Source organism: Virgifigura deserti (genome assembly GCA_003576685.1).
Taxonomy (GTDB): Bacteria; Pseudomonadota; Alphaproteobacteria; order Dongiales; family Dongiaceae; genus Virgifigura; species Virgifigura deserti.
In genome coordinates this window covers 498,057-522,232 of the sequence record QOZR01000001.1, presented here as the reverse complement: position 1 = coordinate 522,232, position 24,176 = coordinate 498,057, and the positions used below count along the sequence as shown (strand labels likewise).

Annotated in this window: 24 protein-coding genes; 10 read left to right on the top strand and 14 right to left on the bottom strand. The window is 65.8% G+C overall.

Annotated features, from left to right (window positions below):
• The first annotated feature begins 4 nt into the window (after positions 1 to 4).
• The 3 genes from DT069_RS02550 to DT069_RS02540 are packed head-to-tail and all read left to right on the top strand — an operon-like array spanning position 5 to position 1,890.
• Entirely contained in the window at positions 5 to 493 is a 489-nt protein-coding gene (locus tag DT069_RS02550) for a phosphatidylglycerophosphatase A family protein (protein WP_119458675.1), read from the top strand.
• Between the two features lies 1 nt (position 494).
• Positions 495 to 992, top strand: coding sequence for a CinA family protein (locus DT069_RS02545; protein ID WP_119458674.1), 498 nt, complete (start codon positions 495 to 497; stop codon positions 990 to 992).
• 4 nt (positions 993 to 996) lie between these two features.
• Positions 997 to 1,890, top strand: a complete 894-nt coding sequence (locus DT069_RS02540; protein ID WP_119458673.1) for a DUF429 domain-containing protein — start codon at positions 997 to 999, stop codon at positions 1,888 to 1,890.
• Here the strand turns inward: DT069_RS02540 and DT069_RS02535 are convergent.
• The 13 genes from DT069_RS02535 to tpiA all read right to left on the bottom strand — a co-directional run bounded on the left by DT069_RS02535 (position 1,848) and on the right by tpiA (position 14,929).
• Positions 1,848 to 2,315 carry a type II toxin-antitoxin system RatA family toxin gene (locus DT069_RS02535; protein WP_119458672.1) on the bottom strand — a complete coding sequence of 156 codons (468 nt, stop codon included), beginning with the start codon at positions 2,313 to 2,315 and terminating at the stop codon, positions 1,848 to 1,850. The two genes, DT069_RS02540 and DT069_RS02535, sit on opposite strands and share 43 nt — an antisense overlap.
• A 10-nt stretch (positions 2,316 to 2,325) precedes the next feature.
• Positions 2,326 to 3,288 carry a lipoyl synthase gene (gene lipA / locus DT069_RS02530; protein ID WP_119458671.1) on the bottom strand — a complete coding sequence of 321 codons (963 nt, stop codon included), beginning with the start codon at positions 3,286 to 3,288 and terminating at the stop codon, positions 2,326 to 2,328.
• 21 nt (positions 3,289 to 3,309) lie between these two features.
• Entirely contained in the window at positions 3,310 to 4,710 is a 1,401-nt protein-coding gene (gene lpdA / locus DT069_RS02525; RefSeq protein WP_119458670.1) for a dihydrolipoyl dehydrogenase, read from the bottom strand.
• Between the two features lie 12 nt (positions 4,711 to 4,722).
• Positions 4,723 to 6,042 carry a pyruvate dehydrogenase complex dihydrolipoamide acetyltransferase gene (locus tag DT069_RS02520; protein ID WP_119458669.1) on the bottom strand — a complete coding sequence of 440 codons (1,320 nt, stop codon included), beginning with the start codon at positions 6,040 to 6,042 and terminating at the stop codon, positions 4,723 to 4,725.
• Between the two features lie 52 nt (positions 6,043 to 6,094).
• Positions 6,095 to 7,540 carry a pyruvate dehydrogenase complex E1 component subunit beta gene (locus tag DT069_RS02515; protein WP_119458668.1) on the bottom strand — a complete coding sequence of 482 codons (1,446 nt, stop codon included), beginning with the start codon at positions 7,538 to 7,540 and terminating at the stop codon, positions 6,095 to 6,097.
• Between the two features lie 62 nt (positions 7,541 to 7,602).
• The gene (pdhA, locus tag DT069_RS02510; RefSeq protein ID WP_119458667.1) at positions 7,603 to 8,610 is read right to left on the bottom strand and encodes a pyruvate dehydrogenase (acetyl-transferring) E1 component subunit alpha; all 1,008 of its coding nucleotides are present in this window, start codon (positions 8,608 to 8,610) and stop codon (positions 7,603 to 7,605) included.
• A 209-nt stretch (positions 8,611 to 8,819) separates the two neighbouring features.
• Positions 8,820 to 9,146: an FtsB family cell division protein gene (locus DT069_RS02505; RefSeq protein ID WP_119458666.1), complete on the bottom strand. Its 327-nt coding sequence runs from the start codon at positions 9,144 to 9,146 to the stop codon at positions 8,820 to 8,822.
• A gap of 87 nt (positions 9,147 to 9,233) precedes the next feature.
• Positions 9,234 to 10,517, bottom strand: coding sequence for a phosphopyruvate hydratase (gene eno, locus DT069_RS02500; protein ID WP_119458665.1), 1,284 nt, complete (start codon positions 10,515 to 10,517; stop codon positions 9,234 to 9,236).
• A 16-nt stretch (positions 10,518 to 10,533) separates the two neighbouring features.
• The gene (locus tag DT069_RS02495; protein ID WP_119458664.1) at positions 10,534 to 11,079 is read right to left on the bottom strand and encodes a DinB family protein; all 546 of its coding nucleotides are present in this window, start codon (positions 11,077 to 11,079) and stop codon (positions 10,534 to 10,536) included.
• Between the two features lie 28 nt (positions 11,080 to 11,107).
• Positions 11,108 to 11,944 (bottom strand): 3-deoxy-8-phosphooctulonate synthase, encoded by an 837-nt coding sequence (gene kdsA, locus DT069_RS02490; RefSeq protein WP_119458663.1) that lies wholly within the window; start codon positions 11,942 to 11,944, stop codon positions 11,108 to 11,110.
• 21 nt (positions 11,945 to 11,965) lie between these two features.
• Complete coding sequence (locus tag DT069_RS02485) at positions 11,966 to 13,591, bottom strand: CTP synthase (protein ID WP_119458662.1); 1,626 nt, start codon at positions 13,589 to 13,591, stop codon at positions 11,966 to 11,968.
• An 85-nt stretch (positions 13,592 to 13,676) separates the two neighbouring features.
• A complete protein-coding gene (secG, locus tag DT069_RS02480) occupies positions 13,677 to 14,054 on the bottom strand; it encodes a preprotein translocase subunit SecG (protein ID WP_119458661.1) in 378 nt (125 codons plus the stop codon).
• Between the two features lie 95 nt (positions 14,055 to 14,149).
• A complete protein-coding gene (tpiA, locus tag DT069_RS02475) occupies positions 14,150 to 14,929 on the bottom strand; it encodes a triose-phosphate isomerase (protein ID WP_119458660.1) in 780 nt (259 codons plus the stop codon).
• A gap of 228 nt (positions 14,930 to 15,157) precedes the next feature.
• Between tpiA and DT069_RS02470 the strand changes: the two genes are divergently transcribed.
• Together DT069_RS02470 and trpE are read left to right on the top strand one after the other, a co-directional pair.
• Positions 15,158 to 17,032, top strand: a complete 1,875-nt coding sequence (locus DT069_RS02470; protein ID WP_162912931.1) for a SurA N-terminal domain-containing protein — start codon at positions 15,158 to 15,160, stop codon at positions 17,030 to 17,032.
• 3 nt (positions 17,033 to 17,035) lie between these two features.
• Positions 17,036 to 18,541, top strand: coding sequence for an anthranilate synthase component I (trpE, locus tag DT069_RS02465; RefSeq protein ID WP_119458658.1), 1,506 nt, complete (start codon positions 17,036 to 17,038; stop codon positions 18,539 to 18,541).
• Positions 18,542 to 18,544: 3 nt separating this feature from the next.
• On the opposite strand, the gene DT069_RS24500 is transcribed toward trpE, so the two are convergent.
• Positions 18,545 to 19,219, bottom strand: a complete 675-nt coding sequence (locus tag DT069_RS24500) for a divergent polysaccharide deacetylase family protein (protein ID WP_162912930.1) — start codon at positions 19,217 to 19,219, stop codon at positions 18,545 to 18,547.
• A gap of 737 nt (positions 19,220 to 19,956) precedes the next feature.
• Between DT069_RS24500 and DT069_RS02455 the strand changes: the two genes are divergently transcribed.
• From DT069_RS02455 to DT069_RS02435, 5 genes are read left to right on the top strand one after another with little or no spacing between them, the layout of a single operon-like run.
• Positions 19,957 to 20,559, top strand: coding sequence for an anthranilate synthase component II (locus DT069_RS02455; protein WP_119458656.1), 603 nt, complete (start codon positions 19,957 to 19,959; stop codon positions 20,557 to 20,559).
• Positions 20,556 to 21,593: an anthranilate phosphoribosyltransferase gene (trpD, locus tag DT069_RS02450; protein ID WP_119458655.1), complete on the top strand. Its 1,038-nt coding sequence runs from the start codon at positions 20,556 to 20,558 to the stop codon at positions 21,591 to 21,593. Before DT069_RS02455 ends, trpD begins: the two co-directional genes overlap by 4 nt.
• Positions 21,590 to 22,405 carry an indole-3-glycerol phosphate synthase TrpC gene (trpC, locus tag DT069_RS02445; RefSeq protein WP_119458654.1) on the top strand — a complete coding sequence of 272 codons (816 nt, stop codon included), beginning with the start codon at positions 21,590 to 21,592 and terminating at the stop codon, positions 22,403 to 22,405. The genes trpD and trpC overlap by 4 nt, the downstream gene beginning before the upstream one ends.
• A gap of 13 nt (positions 22,406 to 22,418) precedes the next feature.
• Positions 22,419 to 22,898 carry a cyclic pyranopterin monophosphate synthase MoaC gene (moaC, locus tag DT069_RS02440; protein WP_119458653.1) on the top strand — a complete coding sequence of 160 codons (480 nt, stop codon included), beginning with the start codon at positions 22,419 to 22,421 and terminating at the stop codon, positions 22,896 to 22,898.
• Positions 22,895 to 24,109 (top strand): molybdopterin molybdotransferase MoeA, encoded by a 1,215-nt coding sequence (locus DT069_RS02435; RefSeq protein WP_119458652.1) that lies wholly within the window; start codon positions 22,895 to 22,897, stop codon positions 24,107 to 24,109. The genes moaC and DT069_RS02435 overlap by 4 nt, the downstream gene beginning before the upstream one ends.
• Positions 24,110 to 24,176 lie beyond the last annotated feature (67 nt).

The window sequence follows — 24,176 nt, the reverse complement described above, 5'->3', positions numbered from 1 at the left end:
TATCATGCGCCTGACGTCGCCGCCGGAAAACCTGAGCTTCTGGCATCCGGCATGCCTGGCCGCGACCTGGTTCGGCAGCGGGTTCATGCCATACACGCCGGCGACGTTCGCGTCGGCCGTCGCCCTGCCCATCGGCTGGGCGATCCATCTCCATGCGGGTTGGGTTGGCCTCGTGATTGCGGCGATCGCGGCCTTTACGGCCGGTCTCTGGGCCTCGGGCATCTATATCGAGCGCAGCGGCATCGACGATCCGGGGCAGGTGGTGATCGATGAGGTGGCCGGCCAGTGGCTGACTCTCGCGGTCGTGCCCTTGAATCCGCTGTTCTACGTTCTCGCCTTCATCTTGTTCCGCATCGCCGATATCCTGAAGCCTTGGCCGGCGCGCTGGGCAGACCGGAGCGTGGCCGGGCCCTGGGGCGTGATGATGGATGATATCTTCGCTGCGCTCTATGCCGGAGCCGTTCTACTGCTGCTCGATAACTGGGTGCTCTAGGATGGATGTTCCGGAGAGCCTGATTGGTGACGCGGAGGCGCTGCTCACCGCATACCGGCAGGCGGGTCTGCGCGTGGCGACGGCCGAATCCTGCACCGGCGGCTTGGTCGCTGCCATCCTGACCGAGATTGCCGGATCCTCCGACGTGGTCGAGCGCGGCTTCGTCACTTACTCGAACGAGGCGAAAACCGATCTTCTCGGCGTTCCGGTGGATCTGCTGAAGGCACACGGCGCCGTCAGCGCCGAAGTCGCCCGCGCCATGGCCGACGGCGCACTGCGCAACGCCCGGGCTGATGTATCCGTGGCGGTCACCGGGATCGCCGGTCCTGGCGGCGCCACGCCGGAGAAGTCGGTCGGGCTGGTGTTCCTCGGCTGCGCCCGCGGTGGCGTTCCGACGATGGTCGAGCGCCATCACTTCACCGGCGACCGCCAAGCGGTGCGCTTGGCTTCGGTCGAAGCAGCGTTCGCGCTTCTGCGCTGCCAGCTGAGGCCCAACTGAGGCAATGAACGGAACTGCCGGGATCGGCATGGAAATTTTCGGTGTAGATTTCAGCGGCGCCGAAGCTGCCGGTCGGGCGATCTGGGTCGCCGCCGGCCGCTTCGAGTATGACAGTCTTTACATCGAGAGCTGCCGGCCGGGAGCGGAGCTTCCCGGATCGGGCGTCGGGCGGGCGGTCTGCCTCGCCGCCCTCGCCCGGTTCATCGCCCAGCAGAAGAATGCAGCCTTCGGGCTCGACTTCCCGTTCAGCCTGGCGGCGCCGTTCATCGGGGGAATGCGCTGGGAGGACTATGTCAGGAACTTTGCCATGCGCTACCCGACGGCCGACGCGTTTCGCCAAGCCTGTCGCGGAGTCGCGGGCGGCCGCGAGCTGAAGCGCGCGACGGATCGCGTATCCCGGGTGCCTTTCGCCGCCTACAATCTGCGCCTCTATCGCCAAACCTACTACGGTATCCGCGATCTTCTGGCACCGCTGGTCCAGGAGGAATCCGCCTGCATCTTACCAATGCAGGCGCCGATCGAAGGCAAGCCCTGGCTCTTCGAAATCTGCCCGGCCTCGACGCTGAAAGCGATGCGCTTTTATCCCTCCTACAAGGGGCGGGATCCCCTGCTCCGAGAGGCCCGTCAGCGCATTCTGGACGAACTCGTCGCTCGCGGCGCCCTAATGCCCCTGGCGGCGAAGTTGGAAGAGCGGGTACTCGACGATCCCGGGGGCGATGCCCTCGACAGCGTAATCGCCGCGGTCGCGACAGGGCAGGCTGCCGCCCTCTCGGCCGAGAGCCACCGGCCCAGCCAACTTGAGCGCGTCGAGGGCCGGGTGTATTTCGCGGCGACGGGAACTGTGAAGGGGGCTGTTCAGGCGGGCCGTGACACCGGGTTGCCGGCCGGCGGGCCATAGAGCTGGCGTGCGCGCGCCTCGAAGGCCGCGACCATCCGGCGCACCGCCTCGTTGAACAAGGTGCCGATGATCTTCTGCAGCAGCGCCGAGCGGAACTCGAAATCGACATAGAAATCGAGGAGGCAGCCTCCATCCGGCCCCGGGTCGAACTTCCAGTGGTTGTTCAGATACCGGAACGGCCCCTTGGTATAGGCGACGTCGATCCGCATCTCCGGGCGGTTCAGATGAACCCGGCTGGTGAACCGCTCGCGCACCATCTTGAAGCCGATCACCAGGTCGGCCTCGACCGTGTCGCCTTCACGCTTGCGGACGCGCGCGGCGAGACACCAGGGAAGGAACTCCGGATAGCTCTCGACGTCGGCGACGAGATTGAAGAGATCTTCTGGCTTGTAGGGCAGCAGCCGCTGTTCCGCGTGAGTCGGCATGAAAATTGACCTATTCGGCGGCGGTTTGCTCGTGCAGCCGGGCTTTTCGCGCAGCGCGTAGTTTCTCGAAATCGCTGCCGGCGTGGTAGGAGGAGCGGGTCAATGGCGATGCGGCCGCGAGTAGGAAGCCCTTGCCAAGAGCCAGCGTGCGATACTGCCCGAACTCCTCCGGCGTGACGAAGCGGGCGACCGGATGATGGCGCGGCGTCGGCTGCAGATACTGCCCGATCGTCAGGAAATCGACATCGGCCGTGCGCAGATCGTCCATCACCTGGAGCACTTCCTCCTTCTCCTCGCCGAGGCCGACCATGAGCCCCGATTTGGTGAACATCGCCGGGTCGATCTCCTTCACATGGGACAGGAGCTTCAGCGACTGGAAGTAGCGGGCGCCCGGACGCACCGGCCGATAGAGCCGCGGCACGGTCTCCAGATTGTGATTGAAGACGTCCGGCCGGGCCTCGACGACGGTTTCGATCGCGCCCGGCTTGCGCAGGAAATCGGGAGTCAGCACCTCGATCGTCGTACCTGGCGCGCTCTCGCGAATGCGCCGGATGACCTCGGCGAAATGCCCTGCCCCGCCGTCCGGCAGGTCGTCGCGATCGACCGAGGTGATCACGACATGGCTCAAGGCCAATGCGCCGACCGCCTCGGCGACATGCGCCGGCTCATGCGGGTCGAGCTGGTCCGGCCGGCCGGTCGCGACATTGCAGAAGGCACAGGCGCGGGTGCAGACGCTGCCGAGGATCATTACCGTCGCATGCTTCTGCTTCCAGCATTCGCCGATATTCGGACAGGCCGCCTCCTCGCAGACGGTATTCAGACCGAGCCGCCGCATCAGCTGCCGGGTTTCGTGATACTCGTGCGAGGTCGGCGCCTTGACGCGGATCCAGTCCGGCTTCCGCGGGATCGGCGTGGCGGGCCGGTCCGCCTTCTCAGGGTGGCGGAGCTTGGCCCTCGGGTCGAGCGCACTCATGCGGATAGGCCTTCCATGGAGCTAGAAGTGGATCGCGCGTCCATAGGCGTCAAGCACGCTCTCATGCATCATTTCCGAGAGCGTCGGATGCGGGAAGATCGTGTGCATCAACTCGGCCTCGGTAGATTCGAGCGTCCGCGCGATGGTGAAGCCCTGGATCAGCTCGGTGACTTCCGCGCCGATCATATGGGCGCCGAGCAGTTCTCCGGTCTTCGCGTCGAATACGGTCTTGACCATTCCCTCGGGCTCGCCCAGCGCGATCGCCTTGCCATTGCCGACGAACGGGAAGTGGCCGATCTTGAGTTCGTGGCCCGCCGCCTTCGCAGCCGCCTCAGTCAGGCCGACGCTGGCGATCTGCGGCCGACAATAGGTGCAGCCGGGGATTTTCGTCCGATCCAGCGGATGCACCCCCTCGATTCCGGCGATCCGCTCGACGCAGAGCACGCCCTCGTGGCTCGCCTTGTGCGCCAGCCAGGGCGGGCCGACCACGTCGCCGATCGCGTAGACGCCGGGCTCGCCCGTGCGGCACCACTCGTCGACGAGGATGCGGCCCTTGTCGACCTGGACCTTCGTGCCCTCGAGGCCGAGTTCCTCGACATTGGCGACGATGCCGATGGCGAGAATGACGCGCTCGACGGTGACATCGCTCGTCTTATCGCCGTGGGCGATCGTCGCCGTCACCGAGTCGCCGGACGCCTTCATTCCCTTCACCATCGCGCCGGTGATGATCTTCATGCCCTGCTTCTCGAAGGCCTTGCGGGCGAAGGCCGAGATTTCCTCGTCTTCGGCGGGAAGGATGCGGTCGATCACTTCAATCACCGTCACCTCGGCGCCGAGATCGCGATAAAAGCTGGCGAACTCCATGCCGATGGCACCGCTGCCGACCACCAGCAGCGATTTCGGCATGCGATCGGGGACCATCGCCTCCTTATAGGTCCAGATCCGCTTGCCGTCGGGCTCGAGCCCGGGCATGGTCCGGGCCCGCGCGCCGGTCGCCAGGATGATATGCTTGGCCGTCAAATCGGCGACCGGCTTCCCGTCCTTGGTCACCGCCAGCTTGCCGGGACCGTTCAGCCGGCCATGGCCGTCGAACACCGTGACTTTGTTCTTCTTCAGAAGATGCTTGACCCCGTTCGCCAACTGCCCGGCGACCTTGCGGCTGCGCTTGACGATCTTTGACATGTCGAAGGCGATGTCCTTCGCGCTGAAGCCATATTCGTCGAGATGATGCAGCAGGTGCGAGATCTCCGAGGTGCGGAGCAGCGCCTTGGTCGGGATGCAACCCCAGTTCAGGCAGATGCCGCCGAGATGCTCGCGCTCCACCACCGCCGTCTTCATGCCGAGCTGGGCGGCGCGGATGGCGGCGACATAGCCGCCGGGGCCGCCGCCGACCACGATGAGGTCAAAGGACGTATCGGCCATCGCACGCAACTCCTACAGCAGCATCGTCAGGGGATCTTCGATCAACCTCTTGAAGGCGGCGAGAAACTCGGCGCCGGTCGCCCCGTCGACGACCCGGTGATCGACGGAGAGGGTACAGCTCATGACCGTCGCGACGGCCAGCGAACCGTCGCGGACGATCGGCCGCTGCTCGCCGGCGCCGACCGCGAGGATCGCCCCCTGCGGCGGATTGATGACGGCCGAGAACTCGCGGATTCCGTACATCCCGAGATTCGAGACGCTGAAGGTCCCCCCTTGATACTCCTCGGGCTTCAGCTTGCCCTCACGGGCGCGGCCGGCCAGGTCCTTCATCTCGTTCGCGATCTCGGCGAGACCCTTGGCGTCGGCGTTGCGGACGACGGGCGTAATCAGCCCGTTCGGGATCGCGACGGCGACCGAGATGTCGGCCGACTGGTAAAGGCGGATCGCCGCCTCGGTCCAGGAGGCGTTCGCCGCCGGAACCTGGCGGAGCGCGAGCGCCGAGGCGCGGATCACGAAATCGTTCACCGACAGCTTGTACTTCCCGTCGGCGCGGCCGTTGAGATCCTGGCGAATCTTCAGCAGCGCATCGATCTCGCAATCGATGGTCAGATAGAAATGCGGCGCCTCGCGCTTCGCCTCGCTCAGCCGGCGGGCGATCACCTTGCGCATGTTGCTGTTCGGCTGTTCGGTGAATGCCGGCAGCCCCGCCTCGCGTGCGGCGGCCGGAGCCTCCGCCGGGGCCGGCTCGGGGCGCGCTTCTGCGCGGGTCTCTGGCCGACTTAGGGCCGCGTCGATATCCGTCTTGACGATTCGGCCATTCGGTCCACTGCCGGTTACACCGGTCAGGTCCAGCCCGGCCTGGGCGGCCATGCGGCGGGCGAGCGGGCTCGCGAAGACACGGTCTTCACCATCATGCCTCGGAGCCGGGGCACTCTCCGGTGCACCTGCTTTAGCTGGGGCTGGGGCTGGCGCCGGGGCCTCCGCTTTCGCTGGTTCGGGCGACGGCTTCGGTTCTTCGGGCGGTGCGGCTTTCGGCGTTTCGACGGGCGCCGCCACGCCCCCACCGTCCTTGAGGGCGCTTTCCTCCTCGCCCTCTTCGAGCAGCAGGGCGATGACCGCGTTCACCTTCACCCCCTCGCTGCCCTCCGGCACCAGGATCTTGCCGAGCTTGCCCTCGTCGACCGCCTCGACCTCCATCGTCGCCTTGTCGGTCTCGATCTCGGCGATCACGTCGCCCGGCTGAACCGCGTCGCCTTCCTGCTTGTGCCACTTCGCCAGATTGCCTTCCGTCATCGTCGGCGACAAAGCCGGCATCAGAACCTTGATCGGCATTTCTTTCCCCTTGTGGGCTCCCCGGGTGGGTTCGCGGATGGGCTCGCCGGCGTCAGGACCGGTAGCAGACGGCGCGCGCCGCCTTGACGATATCGTCGGGTTGCGGCAGCGCCAGCTTCTCCAGATTGGCGGCGTAGGGCAGCGGCACGTCGGCCCCCGTAACTCGCGCTACCGGGGCGTCGAGCCAGTCGAACGCCTGCTCCATCATCACGGCGGCAAGCTCCGCGCCGATTCCGGCGAAGGCCCATCCCTCCTCAACGCTCACCAGCCGGTTCGTCTTCTTGACCGATTCGACGATGGTGGCGGTATCCATCGGACGGATGGTTCGCAGGTCGATCACCTCGGCATCGATGCCTTCCTCGGCAAGCCGCTCGGCCGCCGCTATCGCCTGGCCGACCTGGATGGAAAAGGCCGTGATCGTCACATCGGCGCCAGAGCGAACGACCTTGGCCCGGCCGATCGGAACCGTGAAGTCGGGGTCCTTCGGCACCTCGAAGCTCTGGCCGTAGAGAATCTCGTTCTCCAGGAAGATCACCGGATTGGGATTGCGGATGGCGGATTTCAGCAGGCCCTTGGCATCCGCCGCCGAATAGGGGGCAACCACGATCAGGCCCGGGACGTGGGCGTACCAACTCGAATATTCCTGGGAGTGCTGCGCCCCGACCCGCGCCGCGGCACCGTTCGGACCGCGGAAGACGATCGGGCAGCCCATCTGACCGCCGGACATATAACGGGTCTTCGCCGCCGAATTGATGATCTGATCCATCGCCTGCATGGCGAAGTTGAAGGTCATGAACTCGACGATCGGCCGCAGGCCGTAATAGGCGGCGCCGACGGCCAGCCCAGTAAAGCCATGTTCCGTAATCGGCGTGTCGACCACCCGCTTCGGGCCAAATTCTTCGAGCAGTCCCTGGCTCACCTTATAGGCGCCCTGATACTCCGCGACTTCCTCGCCCATCAGGAGCACCGAGGGGTCGCGCCGCATCTCCTCGACCATGGCGTCGCGCAGCGCCTCACGGACCGTCGTGGTGACGGTCTCGCCGCGGAACGGCTCTTCCTCCGTACCAACCTCGGCCAGCCGGTTGGCGAGTGGCGAGGCGGGCCTGACCTGAGGCGGCTGCGCGTCGACGGGGCGATCCGGGCCGGGCTGCCCCTCGTCGCTGGCGGGCCTCTCAGGCGCCGTCGTCGAAACCACCGGCCCCGACTGACTGGCGCCATTCTGGCTCCCACCGTCCTTGAGGGCGCTTTCCTCCTCGCCCTCTTCGAGCAGCAGGGCGATGACCGCGTTCACCTTCACCCCCTCGCTGCCCTCCGGCACCAGGATCTTGCCGAGCTTGCCCTCGTCGACCGCCTCGACCTCCATCGTCGCCTTGTCGGTCTCGATCTCGGCGATCACGTCGCCCGGCTGAACCGCGTCGCCTTCCTGCTTGTGCCACTTCGCCAGATTGCCTTCCGTCATCGTCGGCGACAAAGCCGGCATCAGAACCTTGATCGGCATCTTACTCCCCTTGCAGAAAAACGAGACGCGACGGCGGCGTCATGCGGCGGCTCTTCCGCACGTCACGCTTCCGCGAGGACATCGGTATAGAGCTCGGACGGGTCGGGTTCGGGACTGTTCTGCGCGAACTCGGTCGCCGCGGAGATCACTTCTCGGATCTCCCGGTCGATGTTCTTCAAACCCGCTTCGTCGGAATGCTGGCCCTCGAGCAGATGCTTGCGCAGCGTATCGATCGGATCGTGCTCCTGGCGCATCTTGCTGACCTCCTCCTTGGTCCGGTACTTCGCCGGGTCGGACATCGAGTGCCCGCGATACCGGTAGGTCAGCATTTCGAGGATATAAGGGCCCTTGCCGGCTCGGACATGCGCCACGGCCTTGTCGCCGGCCGCGTTCACGGCCAGCACGTCCATGCCGTCGACCTGCTCGCCCGGAATTCCATAGGCCTGGCCGTGCCGGTAGAGATCCTGCTGCGCCGAGGAACGCGCGACGCTCGTTCCCATGCCGTACTTGTTGTTCTCGATGACGTAGATGACGGGCAACTTCCAAAGCGCCGCCATATTGAAGGATTCGTGGACCTGCCCCTGATTCACCGCGCCGTCGCCGAGATAGGTCAGGCAGACATTCCCGTTCTCCAGATAGCGATGGGCGAAGGCGAGACCGGTGCCGATCGGCACCTGCGCGCCGACGATGCCGTGGCCGCCGAAGAAATTCCTCTCGCGGCTGAACATGTGCATGGAGCCGCCCTTGCCTTTCGAATAGCCGCCGCGCCGGCCGGTCAGCTCCGCCATCACCCCTTTCGGGTCCATGCCGCAGGCCAGCATATGCCCATGGTCGCGATAGCTGGTAATGACGGTGTCGTTCTCGGTGATGGCAGCCTGCATTCCGACGACGACCGCTTCCTGGCCGATATAGAGGTGGCAGAAACCGCCGATCAGGCCCATGCCGTAGAGCTGCCCCGCCTTCTCCTCGAACCGCCGGATCAGCAGCATGTCGTGGTAATACTTCAGCAGCTGACCGGAATCGGCAGTTTTAGGCGTCGATTTGGTTTTGCGCTTGGCGGTCGCAGCCATGAATCCTCCCGTCGGCGTCCGTCTTGCCCCCTCACGTGAGGGCGTAAATCCCGTACGGCGCGTCTTTGCTCATAACTAGTACGTGGCGATAACAAAGGCAAGTATGCTTAAAGTTGAGTTAAAACTTTGAAAACAATACGGAAAAGCCAAATTAACTTGATTATAGTTAATTGACGGATTGGGTTGATCTGCCGGATTGGCCGGCAGCTTTACGGCGAGGTATCGTCGTCGAGTAGAATGATCAACTCGTTGGGACGCGCGAAATTCAGTACGGCCCTTGCGCGCTCCTCCAGGAGGTCCGGATCGAGGCTCTCCGGTCGAAGTAGCTCGACCCGGCGCTCGAGGACCCTCCGCTCCGCCGCGATATCCGCAAGCGTCGCCTCCGCATCGCGGATCTGCTGGCTAAGCACGATCCAGGCAATGATTCCGCGATCGCCCTGCACGGCGTGATAGAGGAAGTAAGCAACAAAGCAGGCGGCGACCACCGGTAAGGCGATCAGCCGCGCGCGTTGGCGAAGCTCTTGGATGATGACCATCGCGGATCAGCGAATCATGACCGAATCACTGCCGTCAAGCGTAAAGCGGTCTCGGCGAGCCGCCAGCCCGCTGAGACAGCACGATTTTCATGAATTGCGGCGGAGAGTGGCCATACCCGCATAGCGCGCGGCGGCCCCAAGCTGTTCCTCGATCCGCAGGAGTTGATTGTATTTCGCCAATCGATCAGAGCGCGACAGCGAGCCGGTCTTGATCTGACCGCAATTCGTGGCAACCGCAAGGTCGGCGATGGTCGCATCCTCCGTCTCGCCCGAGCGGTGGGAGAGGACGGCCCGATATCCGGCCTTATGCGCGGTCTCCACCGCCTCCAGCGTCTCCGTCAGCGTCCCGATCTGGTTCACTTTCACGAGAATCGCGTTGGCGACGTTCTGTGCGATCCCGTCGCGCAGGCGCGCCGGGTTCGTGACGAAGACGTCGTCGCCGACGAGTTGGACCCGATCGCCGATCGTGTGCGTCAATGCCGCCCAGCCCTGCCAGTCGTCTTCGGCCATGCCGTCCTCGATCGAGACGATCGGATAACGGCCGACGAGATCCTCGTAGAACCGCACCATGCCGTCGGCATCGAGGGTCTTGCTTTCGCCGGCAAGATTGTATTTGCCGTCCTTGAAGAACTCGGTCGAGGCGGCGTCGAGCGCCAGGGCGACCTGTTCGCCCGGCTTGTAGCCGGCCCGCTCGATCGCCTGCATGATGAAATCGAGGGCTTCCTGGCTGCTCGCCAGATTGGGCGCGAAGCCGCCCTCGTCGCCAACATTGGTGTTGTGCCCGGCGTCCTTGAGGCGGCTCTTGAGCGCATGGAACACCTCCGCGCCCATGCGCACCGCGTCCGCCATGCTGTCGGCGGCCACCGGCATGACCATGAACTCCTGGATGTCGATTGGATTGTCCGCATGGGCGCCGCCATTGATGATGTTCATCATCGGCACCGGCAGTGTGCGGGCCTGAGTGCCGCCGACATAACGGAAGAGCGGCAGCCCCGCCTCCTCCGCCGCCGCCTTCGCCGCCGCCAGGCTGACGCCGAGGATGGCATTCGCGCCCAACCGCGACTTGTTCGGCGTGCCGTCGAGCCGGATCATCAGCTCATCCAGATGCACCTGATCCTCGACATCCATGCCCGACAGCAGGTCGAAAATCTCGCCGTTGACGGCATCGACCGCCTGCATGACACCCTTGCCGCCATAGCGCGCCTTGTCACCGTCGCGCAGCTCGACCGCCTCATGGGCACCGGTCGAGGCACCGGACGGCACGGCGGCCCGTCCGAAGGCGCCGCTCTCCAGCGTCACATCCACCTCGACGGTCGGATTGCCTCGGCTGTCGAGAATTTCCCGCCCGTGAATGTCGATGATCGCGGTCATGGTGTCCCTCTTTCAGTCACAATGTGGGTTCGATGAAGTCGAGAGCGCGCATTTCTTCGGCGCGCAGCCCGGCGTCCTGGGCCAGGAAGAACTCATCGAGTTGCGGCGGCGCAATGCTGGTGCCGGACAGCATCGCATGCACCTGCCCCCGGTGATGGGTCTGGTGGGTGAAGAGATGACAGAGCACGCGGTCCGTCGTCTCGACATAGCGCCGCCCCTCGGAGCGGACCAGCTCGACCGTGCCGCCGACCGCCGCATCGTCCAGCCCGTCGCAGAAGCCGACGAGGCGCAGGTCGGAATCACGCTGCGCCTCGGCGAGATCCGCGAACTGCGCAAAGGGCTCCTGGTCCGCGTAGAGCGCCGGCCCTTTCCCGCCGCGGGTAAGCGCGTCGATGTAATACCAGTCGATAATCAGGATATGGTTCAAGGTCAGGTGAATGGAGGGAAAGAAGCTGACCCGCTTCGCCCGATACTCCGTATCGGAGAGCTTCGCGCACGCATTCAGCAGCCGGTGGTTCGACCAGACATTGTTGCGCGCCATGGCGCGGAACTGCTCGATCATCGACGGCCTCCCCGGTTGGTCGGCGGAGCTAGACTGGGTTTGCCTTCGCCAACCTGTCGAATTCCAGCAAGGTCTGCAGCAGCGCCGGCATCTGTTTCAGCGGCATCATGTTGGGGCCGTCGCTCGGCGCGCGGTCCGGATCCTCATGCGTTTCCATGAACACCGCGGCGACGCCGACGGCGACGGCGGCGCGCGCTAGGACCGGCACGAACTCGCGCTGCCCGCCGCTCGAGCTGCCCTGCCCGCCCGGCTGCTGCACCGAATGCGTCGCGTCGAACACGACCGGATAGCCCGTATCGGCAAGGATCGGCAGGCTGCGCATATCGGTGATCAGCGTATTGTAGCCGAAGCTGGCGCCGCGCTCGCACAGCAGAATTTTTTGGTTGCCGGCTTGCGCCATCTTGGCGGCGACCTGCTTCATGTCCCAGGGCGCCAGGAACTGCCCCTTCTTGACGTTGATCGCCCGGCCGGTTTCCGCCGCGGCGACAAGCAGGTCGGTCTGCCGGCAGAGAAAGGCCGGAATCTGCAGGACGTCGACCGCCTCCGCGACCGGCGCGCATTGATCGGCTGCATGCACGTCGGTCAGCACCGGACAGCCGAAGCTTTCGCGCAACTCCGCGAGGATCGGCAGCCCCTTCGCCATGCCGACGCCGCGCGCGCCGGACAGGCTCGTCCGGTTCGCCTTGTCGAAGGAGGTTTTGTAGATCAGACCGATACCCAGCTTGCCCGTCAGCTCGGTCAAAGCGTGGCACATCTCCTGCGCGTGGGCTCTGGATTCCAGGGCGCATGGGCCGGCGATCAGCACCAGCGGCCGGTCGTTGCCGATGGAAAGGGGGCCGACTTGGACGTGATGCGGTTCGGTCATGAGCGTCGTACCCGCCTTCCGTTACACGAGACGCGACTGCGCAAGCGCCGCCTCGATGAATGAGGTGAACAGAGGATGCGGTTCGAACGGCCGCGACTTCAGCTCCGGATGGAACTGCACGCCGACGAACCAGCGATGGCCGGGAAGCTCGACGATCTCCGGCAGCACCCCATCCGGCGAGAGCCCGGAGAACAACAGGCCGGCTGCTTCCAGCCGATCCTTGTAATGGATGTTCACCTCGTAGCGGTGACGGTGACGCTCGCTGATCCGGTCTGCCCCGTAAATCTTGTGAACGAGGCTGCCCGGCTGCAGGACGCAGTCATATGCACCGAGACGCATGGTCCCGCCAAGATCGCTCGCGTCGCTCCGACGCTCCAGCACATTGCCGCGCATCCATTCGGTCATCAGCCCGACGACCGGGTCCGCATTGGCCCCGAACTCGGTCGACCCCGCGTTCGGAATATCGGCCAGATTGCGCGCCGCTTCGATCACCGCCATCTGCATTCCGAAGCAGATCCCGAAATAGGGCACATTGCGCTCGCGGGCGAAACGCGCCGCCATCACCTTGCCCTCGGTGCCCCGCTCGCCGAAGCCGCCGGGCACCAGGATGCCGTTGACATTCTCGAGCCGCTGGATCGCGTCGCCTGACTCGAAGATCTCCGAATCGATCCAGTCCAGCTTGACCCGGGCATTGTTGGCGATGCCGCCATGGGCAAGCGCTTCCGCCAGCGATTTATAGGAATCCGGCAGCGAGGTATATTTCCCGACTACGGCGATCGAGACCTCGCCCTCCGGCGCCCGGACCCGCTCGACGACCCGATGCCAGCCTCCGAGGTCCGGCGCCGGCGGCTCGATGCCGAAATGCCGGCAGACCTCGCGATCGAATCCCTGGCTGTGATAGGCGACCGGGACCTGATAGATCGTATCGACGTCGAGTGCCTGGATGACGGCTTCCGGCCGCAGGTTGCAGAAGAGCGCGATCTTGCGCCGCGCGTCGGGCGGAATCTCCCGATCGCAGCGGCACAGCAGGATGTCGGGCTGAATTCCGACGCCAAGCAGCTCCTTGACGGAATGCTGCGTCGGCTTGGTCTTGAGCTCGCCCGCCGAGGGAATCCAGGGAACGAGCGTCAGATGAAGGAACAGCGCGCGCTCGCGCCCGAGCTCGTTGCCGAGCTGGCGAATGGCCTCGAGGAACGGCAAGCTTTCGATATCGCCGACGGTGCCGCCGATCTCGCACAGCACAAAATCCTCGTCGACGATGTCGGCGCGGATGAACTCCTTGATCGCGTCGGTGACGTGCGGAATGACCTGAACCGTGCCGCCCAGATAGTCACCCCGCCGCTCCTTCGCGAGAACGGTGGAATAGATCCGGCCCGCCGTCACATTGTCGCTGCGCCGCGACGCGACACCGGTGAAGCGCTCGTAATGGCCGAGGTCGAGGTCGGTTTCCGCACCGTCGTCGGTGACGTAGACCTCGCCATGCTGGTACGGGCTCATGGTGCCCGGATCGACGTTCAGATAGGGATCGAGCTTCCGCAGCCTGACCTTGAACCCGCGCGCCTGCAGCAGCGCCCCGAGGGCCGCCGCCGAAAGACCTTTGCCGAGTGAGGAGACCACGCCGCCGGTAATGAAAATGAACCGCGTCATGGACCTCACTTATCATACGAACTGACGGTCATCGGCAAGCCCTGATCCTCGCCGACCCGAAAAAACTTCTGATGCACGGAATGTGCTACTGGCCGAGCGGGACGCTCGGGTCGCTCGATTGCGGTTCCGCGGGCTCGACCGGCGCCACCGGCTCCTGCAGCGGCTGCGCTTCAGCTGGTTCCTCAGTGACGGCTGCGGGCGTATCGAAGATCGACGCCGGCTCGCGGGGACCGCTGACGAGCCAAGCTAGGCCGAGGCTGGTGACCATGAAGCAGGCGGCCAGGATCGCGGTGGCGCGGGTCAGCAGGTTGGCCGAGCCACGTCCGGACATGAAGCCGGACATGCCGCCCCCGCCGCCCCCGCCGCCAATGCCGAGGCCGCCGCCCTCGCTCTTCTGCAGCAGCACGACACCGATCAGCGCGACGGCCAGCACCAAATGGATGACTAGGAGAATTGTTTCCATACTCTTTCTTCCGCTCCGGCGCGTCCGCCAAGCTAGCGGTTGCAACACATCGAATTGGGATCCGGCGGTTATGTACTGTCTTTGGCCCGGTTTCGCTAGCCGCAACTTTGGGCGATCGCCCAAAACTCGTCGGCTTTGAGGCTGGCGCCGCCGATCAACGCGCCGTCCACCTCGTCGATCGCGAGAATTTCGGCCGCGTTCGCCGCCTTGACCGACCCGCCATAGAGGATGCGGACCCGATCGCCGTCCGACATCCGGTCCTGAAGCTTGCGCCGCAGATGGCCATGAACCCGCGCGATCTCCTCCACCGTCGGCGTCCGGCCGCTGCCGATCGCCCAGACCGGCTCGTAGGCGATGACGGTGTTCGCCGCCGAGGCCTGCTCCGGCAGGGAGTCGTTCAACTGCCCTTCAACGACGGCCAGCGTCTCGCCGCGCTCGCGGGCGGCCTCGATCTCGCCCAGACAGATAATAGCCGTGAGGCCGGCGGCCAGGGCGGCACGGGCCTTGTCGCGCACGGCGGCATCGGTTTCGCCATGATCGGCGCGCCGCTCGGAATGGCCGACTATGACGAAACGACAGCCGGCATCGGCCAGCATGGCGGCGCTGACATCACCTGTGTGGGCGCCCTTCTCGGCCCAGTGGCAGTCCTGGCCGCCCAGTGCGATCGGGCTCCCGGCAAGCGCCTCTCCAAGCGGGATCAAAAGTGTGGTCGGCGGACAGATCAGCAGATCGCAGGCGAGTTGGCCGGCGGCCGACCCGGCGGCGCGACGCGCCAGATCCTCGGCCAGCGCGAGCCCGTCCGCTCGGCGGCCGTTCATCTTCCAGTTTCCGGCGATCAGAGTGCGACGCTGCGGAGCGCCTGAAGCCGGGCTCATGGGACATCCTGATTGCTGTTGGCGGCCGCCGTTCCGTAACACAAATGGTTGAACGATGCCAGCCACCCGATAACCTCCTTTACCATCGCCCCATTCTTGTTGCCCGGCAATTATCCCCCGCCTATGATGCCGGCAAATTTGTCGACCCTGCCGCTAACGATTTGTTCGGTGTGGCTTTCGTGGAAGGTCGGCAGGGATTCCCTTGATCGAGTACTGCTGCATCCCGTCATGCTGAATACGCTCCGCGCATCCGTGTCCTCCTGGGTCGTCAAGATCCTCTTTCTTCTGCTCGTCGCCAGTTTTGCCGTCTGGGGAATCGGCGACATCTTCCGCTCCCCCGGCCAGGAAGCCACCGTGGCCAAGGTCGGCGACGTCGCGATCACCGGTGAGCAGCTGTCGCGGGAATTCCGCCGTGAGATGAACCGGCTGCAATCGCTGTTCCGGGGGCAGCTCGATGTCGAGCAGGCTCGTCAGATGGGTCTGGACCGGCGCGTCCTCAATGACATGATCTCGCGCACGCTGTTCAACGTCTATGCGACAGAGATCGGCATGACTGTTCCGGATAATCTGGTGGTTCAGCAAATCAGGAACGATCCGGTGTTTCGGAACGATCTGGGGCAGTTCGACCGGTCTCGCTTCAACTTCCTGCTGCAGCAGAACGGATTGACGGAACCCGAATATGTCGCGCTGCTTCGACGGGACATCGCGCGCGATCATCTGGTGAGCGCAGTGACGGCGGGCGTGAGCGCACCGCCGGCGCTGGTCGAGGCGCTGCATTCCTACCGCGCTGAGACCCGGGTGGCGGAAACCCTGCTGATCCCGGCCAGCAGCATCACGGGGATCCCGACACCCGACGACGCGGCGCTTGCGGCCTTCCATGAGGGGCATGCCGACCGCTACCAGGCGCCGGAGTACCGGTCGGTCGCCATCGTAGAACTGTCGCCGCAGGAACTGGCCAAGGAAATCAAGGTCTCGGACGAGGACGTGCGGGCCGCCTATGAGGAGCGGCGTGGCGGGTTCAATGTGCCTGAGCGGCGCCAAATCGAGCAGATCGTGTTCCCGGACGAGGCGGCCGCAAAGGCGGCGGCGGACATGCTGCGCGAAGGGCTGGCCTTTGCCGAAGTGGCGCAGCGTACCACCGGCGGCGCGCCGATCGATCTCGGCACCGTCGAGCGGGCGACGATGCTGCAGGAGCTCTCGGATGCTGCCTTCACCCCCGCCGAAGGGCAGGTGTCCGCACCGGTCCAGAGTCCTCTGGGATGGCATCTCCTGCATGTAACCGAGGTCGAGCCGGCGCATGCCCCGACCTTCGAGGAGCTCGAGGAAGAGCTTCGTCACGACATCGCGATGAACCAGGCGGTCGACAGTATCATCAGCATCGCGAACCAGCTCGAGGACGAGCTTGCGGGCGGCGCCTCGCTGAAGGAAGCAGCGGAGCAGCTCAACCTGAACATGACGCAGATCGAGGCCGTGAGTGCCGCCGGAAAGGCGCCGAACGGCACGGATACCGCGCTCGTCGGGCGTCCGGCCCTGCTGTCGCTCGCCTTCTCGACGCCAGAGGGTGAGGACAGCGCCCTCACCGAGACGCGCGGAGGCGGATACGCCATCCTGCGCGTCAACAGCGTGCAACCTCCGGCGCTGCGGCCGTTGGAGGAGGTGCGCGAGCAGGTGGTTGCCGACTGGGAAGCGGCGCAGCGCGCGGAGGCCGCTGCGGAGAAGGCAGAAGCCGCGGCCGAACGTGTGCGCGGCGGCGAGGCGCTGTCCGCGGTCGCGTCGGAGCTCGGGCTGACGGTTCAGACGTCGAAGCCTGTCCGTCGCGATGCCGGCGATCCGGCCGCCAACGTCCCGCAGGAGCTGACGGCGAAACTGTTCACGCTCGAGGACGGCGGCGTTGCCACGGCCGCCGTGAATGAAGGCCATGTCGTGGCGCAGCTGACCGAGATCGAGCCCGCCGATGCGGCGACCGATTCGGTCCGGGTGAACGATCTGCGCCGAACGGTCACCGAGGCGATGACCGGCGACATCATCACCCAGTTCGGCGACGCCCTACGGCGGGAAGTCGAGGTGACGACGAACCCAAGCGCGATCGACGCGCTGTTCTAGACAATGCAGGTCGAGCCGGATTTCGAGAGCTTCGCCGCTACCTATGCGGCGGGGCGGCCGCAGGTGGTCTGGACGACGCTGGTGGCGGATCTGGAGACGCCGGTTTCCGCGATGCTGAAGCTCGCCGATGGCCGGCCGAACAGCTTTCTTCTCGAATCGGTCGAAGGCGGTGCCGTTCGGGGCCGTTACTCCTTCATCGGGCTGAAGCCGGACTTGATCTGGCGCTGCAGCGGCGACAAGGCGGAGATCAACCGCCGCGCCCGCTTCGATGCCGACGCATTCGAGCCTTGCACGGCCGGCGCAATCGAGTCCCTGCGCGCCCTTCTCGCCGAATCCCGGATCGAGACGCCGTCGACGCTGCCGCCGATGGCCGCCGGGCTGTTCGGCTATATGGGCTACGATATGGTGCGACTGATGGAGCGGTTGCCGGACGACAATGCCGATGTGCTCGGCATTCCGGATGGCCTGTTCCTGCGCCCTACCGTCACGGCGATCTTCGACAATTTCGAGAACCTGGTGACGATCGTCACGCCGGTCTGGCCTCGCGGCGACGCGACGGCCCGGGCCGTCTACGACCAAGCCTGCGAGCGACTGACCGAGATCCTCGAAGACTTCGAGCGCAGCCTGCCCCACAGGGGAACGGCGGCGGCAACGGCCGAGCCGCCGGAGCCGACCTCGAACATGAGCCGGTCGCAGTTTCATGCCATGGTCGAAAAGGCCAAGGAGTACGTCTTCGCCGGCGATATCTTTCAGGTCGTGCCCTCGCAGCGCTTCGCGGTACCGTTCCGGCTGCCGCCCTTTTCGCTCTATCGGGCGCTGCGCCGCCTGAATCCCTCCCCCTTCCTCTTCTTCCTCGATTTCGGCAAGTTCGCCGTCGTCGGCTCCAGCCCCGAGATCCTGGTCCGTCTGCGCGACGGCAAGGTGACGATCCGGCCGCTGGCCGGGACGCGCCGGCGCGGCGCCACGCCCGAGGAGGATCGCGCCCTCGCGGCCGAGTTGCTGGCCGATCCCAAGGAGGTGGCCGAGCATCTGATGCTGCTCGATCTCGGCCGCAACGATGTCGGCCGGGTCGCCAAGGTGGGAACGGTGAAGGTCACCGAGCAGATGGTGATCGAATACTACTCCCACGTGATGCATATCAGCTCCAACGTGGTCGGCGAGATCGAGGGCGAGCATGATGCCATGGACGCGCTGATCGCCGGCTTTCCCGCGGGTACTGTCTCGGGCGCGCCGAAGGTGCGGGCGATGGAGATCATCGACGAGCTTGAGCCGGACCGGCGCGGCATCTATGGCGGGGCGATCGGCTATTTCGCTGCCAATGGGATGATGGACACCTGCATCGCGCTCCGCACCGCAGTGGTGAAGGACGGGGTCATGTATGTGCAGGCCGGCTGCGGCGTCGTCGCCGACAGCGATCCCGAAGCGGAGTATCAGGAAACCTGCAACAAGGCCCGTGCGCTAGTCCGTGCAGCCGAAGAAGCTGTCCGTTTCGCTGCTCAGCGCGGGTGATCGTCACCCCGACGCCGCGAGATTGCGGCGCACGATCCCGCTGATCGGAACCAGGACATAACCGCGTTCGGCCAGCGTCGGCAGCCAGCCGCTCAGCGCTTCGATCGTGCCATCGTGGGGGTGGCCGATGGCAACGGCGAAGCCGTAGCGTCGCGCGATCGTCTCGGTTTCGGCGAGGCGTTCGCGCACGGCCTCGGCCGATGATTCGTTGTCGAGAAAAACGTCCCTGCCGGCATAAGGTACGCCGACCGTCTGCGCCACCTGCTTGGCGACGCTGTTGCCGATGGTCCGGGAGTCCAGGAACAACAGCCCGCGGGCGCGGAGTTCCTCGAGCACCAGCGCCATGCCGGTGTCCCAGCCGGTGAACCGGCTGCCCATATGGTTGTTGATCCCGACATAACCGCCGAATCGGGTGAGCCCCCAGCGCAGACGGCGGAGCAGCTCGTCGGGCGGCAGGTCCACCTCCAGCGTGTTCGGGCCGGAATCGAATCTGTCGCCGAGGGGCTCCATCGGCAGATGCACGATCAGCTCGTGCCCAGCTGCCCGGGCCGCACGCGTCTGGCGGTCGAGATCCTTGGCATAGGTCATGAACGCTAGGGTCAGCGGCCCCGGCAGTGCAATCACCCGCTTCGCGTTGATCCGGTTCAGCCCAAGGTCGTCGATCACGATCGCGATCATCGGCCGGTCGCCGATATCCGGCGTCGCGACGGCATTGCGCAGCCAGGCCGGCGGCTCTTGCGTGGGAACCGGCGGTTGCGTCGCCCTAGGCAGGTGGGCCGTTTGCGGGGCGGAGCCCGAGCTCGATTCGGTCGAGCTGGATTCGGGGGGCGACTCGATGCGGGGCGAGGCACGTTGATCGGGCCCTGCGTCGGGCGGGGAACCAGGCTCAGTGGGCCGAACGGCGGCGTCATCCGCAGTGCCGTTATGTGGGGTGCCGGCGGTTGGCGCAATCGCTGAAGGGGGCGTTGCGGTGGCGATCTCCCCACGCAGTGCCGGCGCGTCTTCCACCGCTGTCCAACTCGCCAGCAGGAGGCTGACGGCGGTGCCGACCACGATCCCTATCGCGAGAAGGCCCCAGCCACTCCGCAGAACGCGACGAATCGCCGGCAGGATCGTTCTACCGCCGCACCACGTCGCTGGATGCCAGCCCGGCTGTGCTGCGCGCCGTCCTCGGCCTCTACCCATTCCGATCCCTGCGCCCCTTAACCCTCGCCGCCCGACAGATCCGGATGTATAGCATGTCGTTGCAACGGATAAAGAGGGGCGCCAGTCCCATGGATGTCCTTTTCGTTCAAGCTCGCGTGGGGTCGGAAAGCGTGGCGGGGCGGCCTTGCTTCCCATGCCGCGCGGGACTTATTATGAATTAGATCAATCGCCTGCTTCGTCGCCTGAGGAAAGCGTCAAAAGATAATGAAATGTTTCTGTTAATCGACAATTACGATAGCTTCACCTACAACCTCTTCCACTTCTTGGGCGAGCTCGGCGCAACCCTCATGGTGAAGCGCAATGACGCGATCACCGTGGACGAGGCGATGGCGACGGCGCCGCAGGGCATCATTCTCTCTCCGGGCCCGTGCGATCCGGACCGGGCCGGGATCTGTCTGCCTCTCGTCACGGCGGCCGCAGCCGCGCGGGTCCCCCTCCTCGGCGTCTGCCTCGGCCATCAGGCGATCGGCCAAGCCTTCGGCGGCAAGGTTGTCCGTGCGCCGGCGCCGATGCACGGCAAGATGAGCGCCATCCATCATCGCAGCGACAGCGTCTTTCGCGATCTGCCGACGCCCTTCACGGCCACCCGCTATCACTCGCTGCTGGTCGATCGACCGAGTTTGCCGGACGACCTCGCCGTCACGGCGGAGACCGAAGACGGGCTAATCATGGGGCTGGCGCATCGGGAGTTGCCGATTCACGGCGTGCAATTCCACCCGGAGAGTATCGCTTCGGAGCATGGCCACCGCCTGCTCGGAAACTTTCTCCGCCTGGCCGGGCACGAGACGACAATGTTGGCATCCGTCGCATGACCGCGGATCTGAACGATTTCAAAAGCCTCCTGGCTATCGTTGCGCGCGGAGAGCAGCTCGACGAGAGTCAGGCCGAGCTCGCCTTCGAGACGATGATGTCCGGCAACGCCACCCCAGCGCAGATGGGTGGATTCCTGATGGCGCTTCGGGTTCGGGGCGAGACGGTCGCCGAAATTACCGGGGCGGTGCGGGCGATGCGGAGCAAGATGACCCGGATCGAGGCGCCGCCGGGCGCAATCGACACCTGCGGGACCGGCGGTGACGGCGCAGGCACATGGAATATCTCGACCGCTGCCGCGCTGGTCGTCGCCGCCTGCGGAGTTCCGGTCGCCAAGCACGGCAACCGGGCAGCGTCGTCGAAGACCGGGACGGCGGACGTCCTGGCGGCGCTCGGCGTCGACATCGACGCGGATATGGCCCTGGTGAAGCAAGCGCTCTGGCAGGTCAAGATCGGCTTCATGATGGCGCCGCGGCATCACAGTGCCATGCGCCATGTCGGGCCGACTCGCGTGGAACTCGGCACGCGGACCATCTTCAACCTGATGGGGCCGCTGTCGAACCCGGCCGGCGCGCGCCGTCAGCTCATCGGTGTCTTTGCCCGCGACTGGCTGGGACCGATGGCTATGGTGCTCTCCCAACTCGGCACCGAACGCGCCTGGCTGGTCCATGGCAGCGACGGGCTGGATGAGCTGACGACCACTGGCATCTCGCACGTCGCCGAATTGCGGGACGGCAAGGTCACGAGCTTCGAAATCGATCCGCAGGAGGCGGGACTCCCGCGCGCCGACCCGGCCGCCTTGAAGGGTGCCGACGCCGAGACTAACGCCGCCGCGCTTGTGCGGCTGCTGGAAGGCGAGCGCAGCGCTTATCGGGACATCGTCCTCCTCAACAGCGCCGCCGCCCTGGTGATCGCCGATCGGGTGCGGGACCTGAAGGACGGCGCCGCCATGGCGACGGCGGCGATCGATAGCGGCGAGGCCAAGGCGACCCTGGCGCGGCTTGCCGCGATCACCAACGGACAGGTGACGGCGTGAGGGACGTGTTGGCCCGAATCTGCGCCGACAAGCGCGACCATGTGGCACGGTGCAAGGCTGCGCGACCGCTGGCGATAGTGACGGAGGCCGCCCGCGCGGCCGACAAGCCGCGCGGCTTCGCCGACCGGTTGGCGGCCGCGGCGGCGGCGGGATATTACGGGCTGATCGCGGAGATCAAGCGCGCCTCGCCGAGCAAAGGATTGATCCGCGCCGATTTCGACCCCGCAGCCTTGGCCCGGGCCTATGCTCGCGGCGGCGCCACCTGCCTGTCGGTCCTGACGGACGAGCCCTATTTCCAGGGCCGCGATGCTTACCTCCCGGAAGCGCGTGCAGCTGTGGATTTACCGGTTTTACGCAAGGATTTCCTTCTCGATCCTTATCAGGTTGTTGAAGCACGCAGCCTCGGCGCCGACTGCATTCTGCTCATCATGGCGGCCCTGTCCGATGATCAGGCCTCCGAACTGGAGCGGACCGCCGAGGAGTTCGAGATGGACGTCTTGGTTGAGGTTCATGACGCGCAGGAGCTAGAGCGGGCGCTGCGGCTGCGGAGTACACTCGTTGGCATAAATAATCGCAATCTCAAAACGCTGGAGGTCGATCTTGCGATGGTAGAGCAGCTTGCGCCGCGGGTGCCCCGGGACCGGCTGACCGTTGCCGAAAGCGGCCTGAACAGACCGGGCGACCTTGCCCGCATGCACCGCGCCGGCGCCAGCCTCTTCCTGATCGGCGAATCGCTGATGCGGCAGGAGGACGTTGCCGCCGCGACTCGGGCGCTGTTGGGCGACCGCGCGCCCCAGCGATTGAATGCCTGAGAAGCCCGGCAGAATGGCCAGCCTCACCCACTTCGATGCGGACGGCAAGGCGGCGATGGTCGACGTCTCCGAGAAGGACGTCACCGACCGAACCGCCACCGCGAAGGGCTCCGTCCTGATGCAGCCGGAAACTCTGGCGCTGATCACTGGCGGCGGCGTCAAGAAGGGCGACGTCCTTTCGGTCGCGCGTCTTGCCGGGATCATGGGGGCGAAGCGCACGCCGGACCTGATCCCGCTCTGCCACCCCCTCGCCCTCACCTCCGTTAAGGTAAACCTGTCGGCGGACCCGGACCGGAACGCGGTCGACATCACGGCGACCTGCCGGGTGGCGGGCCGCACCGGCGTCGAGATGGAGGCGTTGACCGCCGTGACGGTCGCCGCCCTCACCGTCTACGACATGTGCAAGGCGGTCGATCGCGGGATGACGCTGACCGACATCCGCCTCGTCCACAAGGCGGGCGGCAAATCGGGCGAGTACGGGGCCGCGGGATGATCTCCGTCGAAGAGGCGCGGACCCGGATCTGCGCCGCGATTCGCCCGCTTGGCAGCGAGCAGGTGGGCCTGGGCGAGGCGCTCGGCCGCGTCCTGGCGGAGGATGCCGTCGCACGCGTGACGCAGCCGCCCGCCGCGATGTCGGCGATGGACGGCTATGCCGTGCGCGCCGCCGATGTGGCGACGGTTCCGGTGCGGCTGACGGTCGTGGGTGAGGCCCCGGCGGGCGGCGCCTTCGAAGGGACGCTCCGCGCGGGCGAAGCGGTCCGGATCTTCACCGGCGGACCGCTGCCGGCTGGCGCCGACAGCATCGTGATTCAGGAGAACGTGACGGTCGAGGGCGACAAGGTTCTGGTGCGCGAAGGAACGACCGCCGGACGCTATGTCCGGCCGGCCGGCCTGGATTTCAAAGCGGGCGATGTCGGGCTGCCGTGCGGCCGCCTGCTGACGGTTCGCGATATCGGCTTGGCCGCGGCGATGAACCTGCCCTGGCTGCGGGTGACGCGGCGGCCGCGAATCGCGATCCTCTCCACCGGTGACGAGATCGTCATGCCGGGCGAGCCGATCGGGCCGAACCAGATCGTGGGCTCGAATGGGCTGTCCCTCGCCGCCTTCGTGACGGCCTGCGGCGGCACGGCGCTGCATCTCGGCATCGCCCCTGACGACCGGGCCGCGTTGAAGCAGATGATGGCGGGCGCCGCCGGGGCGGATCTTCTGGTCACCTCCGGGGGTGCCTCGGTCGGCGAGCATGATCTGGTGCATGGCGTGTTGCGCGAGCACGGTATGAGCCTCGATTTTTGGCAGATTGCCATGCGCCCCGGCAAGCCGGTGATGTTCGGCCGATTTGGGACGACGGCCGTTCTCGGCATGCCCGGAAACCCAGTCTCGACGCTCGTCTGCGCCCTGGTCTTCCTCCGCCCCGTCATCGAGACGATGCTTGGCCAGGCGGAGCCGGATGCCCGGACCGCGACAGCCCTTCTCGGCGCCGATCTTCCGGCGAACGACCGGCGACAGGACTATCTACGGGCAGAATTGACCTATGATCCGCAAAGAGGCGCTGTCGCCACCCCATTCGGGCGGCAGGACAGCGCCATGCTGCGGACCCTCGCCCATGCAGACTGCCTGATCGTTCGCCCGCCATATGCCGAGGCCGCAGCCGCCGGTACGACCGTGGCGATTCTCCCATTCTCCGGCGGCACCATCGGCATTTAGGCAATTTGCATTTTGGGTTGCTCAAATCCTGCCGTCGGCCTTGACGCCGGGACAGAACTAAACTAGA

Bases quoted from the DNA above. Each gene is read 5' to 3' on its own strand.
- DT069_RS02545 (WP_119458674.1), top strand. From the start codon at position 495: ATGGATGTTCCGGAGAGCCTGATTGGTGACGCGGAGGCGCTGCTCACC.
- secG (WP_119458661.1), bottom strand. From the start codon at position 14,054: ATGGAAACAATTCTCCTAGTCATCCATTTGGTGCTGGCCGTCGCGCTG.
- DT069_RS02550 (WP_119458675.1), top strand. From the start codon at position 5: ATGCGCCTGACGTCGCCGCCGGAAAACCTGAGCTTCTGGCATCCGGCA.
- DT069_RS02505 (WP_119458666.1), bottom strand. From the start codon at position 9,146: ATGGTCATCATCCAAGAGCTTCGCCAACGCGCGCGGCTGATCGCCTTA.
- eno (WP_119458665.1), bottom strand. From the start codon at position 10,517: ATGACCGCGATCATCGACATTCACGGGCGGGAAATTCTCGACAGCCGA.
- kdsA (WP_119458663.1), bottom strand. From the start codon at position 11,944: ATGACCGAACCGCATCACGTCCAAGTCGGCCCCCTTTCCATCGGCAAC.
- trpD (WP_119458655.1), top strand. From the start codon at position 20,556: ATGACCGCGGATCTGAACGATTTCAAAAGCCTCCTGGCTATCGTTGCG.
- DT069_RS02520 (WP_119458669.1), bottom strand. From the start codon at position 6,042: ATGCCGATCAAGGTTCTGATGCCGGCTTTGTCGCCGACGATGACGGAA.
- DT069_RS02495 (WP_119458664.1), bottom strand. From the start codon at position 11,079: ATGATCGAGCAGTTCCGCGCCATGGCGCGCAACAATGTCTGGTCGAAC.
- tpiA (WP_119458660.1), bottom strand. From the start codon at position 14,929: ATGAGCCCGGCTTCAGGCGCTCCGCAGCGTCGCACTCTGATCGCCGGA.
- lpdA (WP_119458670.1), bottom strand. From the start codon at position 4,710: ATGGCCGATACGTCCTTTGACCTCATCGTGGTCGGCGGCGGCCCCGGC.
- DT069_RS02455 (WP_119458656.1), top strand. From the start codon at position 19,957: ATGTTTCTGTTAATCGACAATTACGATAGCTTCACCTACAACCTCTTC.
- DT069_RS02470 (WP_162912931.1), top strand. From the start codon at position 15,158: ATGCTGAATACGCTCCGCGCATCCGTGTCCTCCTGGGTCGTCAAGATC.
- DT069_RS02535 (WP_119458672.1), bottom strand. From the start codon at position 2,315: ATGCCGACTCACGCGGAACAGCGGCTGCTGCCCTACAAGCCAGAAGAT.
- DT069_RS02485 (WP_119458662.1), bottom strand. From the start codon at position 13,591: ATGACGCGGTTCATTTTCATTACCGGCGGCGTGGTCTCCTCACTCGGC.
- trpE (WP_119458658.1), top strand. From the start codon at position 17,036: ATGCAGGTCGAGCCGGATTTCGAGAGCTTCGCCGCTACCTATGCGGCG.
- lipA (WP_119458671.1), bottom strand. From the start codon at position 3,288: ATGAGTGCGCTCGACCCGAGGGCCAAGCTCCGCCACCCTGAGAAGGCG.
- DT069_RS24500 (WP_162912930.1), bottom strand. From the start codon at position 19,219: ATGATCGCGATCGTGATCGACGACCTTGGGCTGAACCGGATCAACGCG.
- DT069_RS02540 (WP_119458673.1), top strand. From the start codon at position 997: ATGAACGGAACTGCCGGGATCGGCATGGAAATTTTCGGTGTAGATTTC.
- DT069_RS02435 (WP_119458652.1), top strand. From the start codon at position 22,895: ATGATCTCCGTCGAAGAGGCGCGGACCCGGATCTGCGCCGCGATTCGC.
- pdhA (WP_119458667.1), bottom strand. From the start codon at position 8,610: ATGGCTGCGACCGCCAAGCGCAAAACCAAATCGACGCCTAAAACTGCC.
- DT069_RS02515 (WP_119458668.1), bottom strand. From the start codon at position 7,540: ATGCCGATCAAGGTTCTGATGCCGGCTTTGTCGCCGACGATGACGGAA.
- moaC (WP_119458653.1), top strand. From the start codon at position 22,419: ATGGCCAGCCTCACCCACTTCGATGCGGACGGCAAGGCGGCGATGGTC.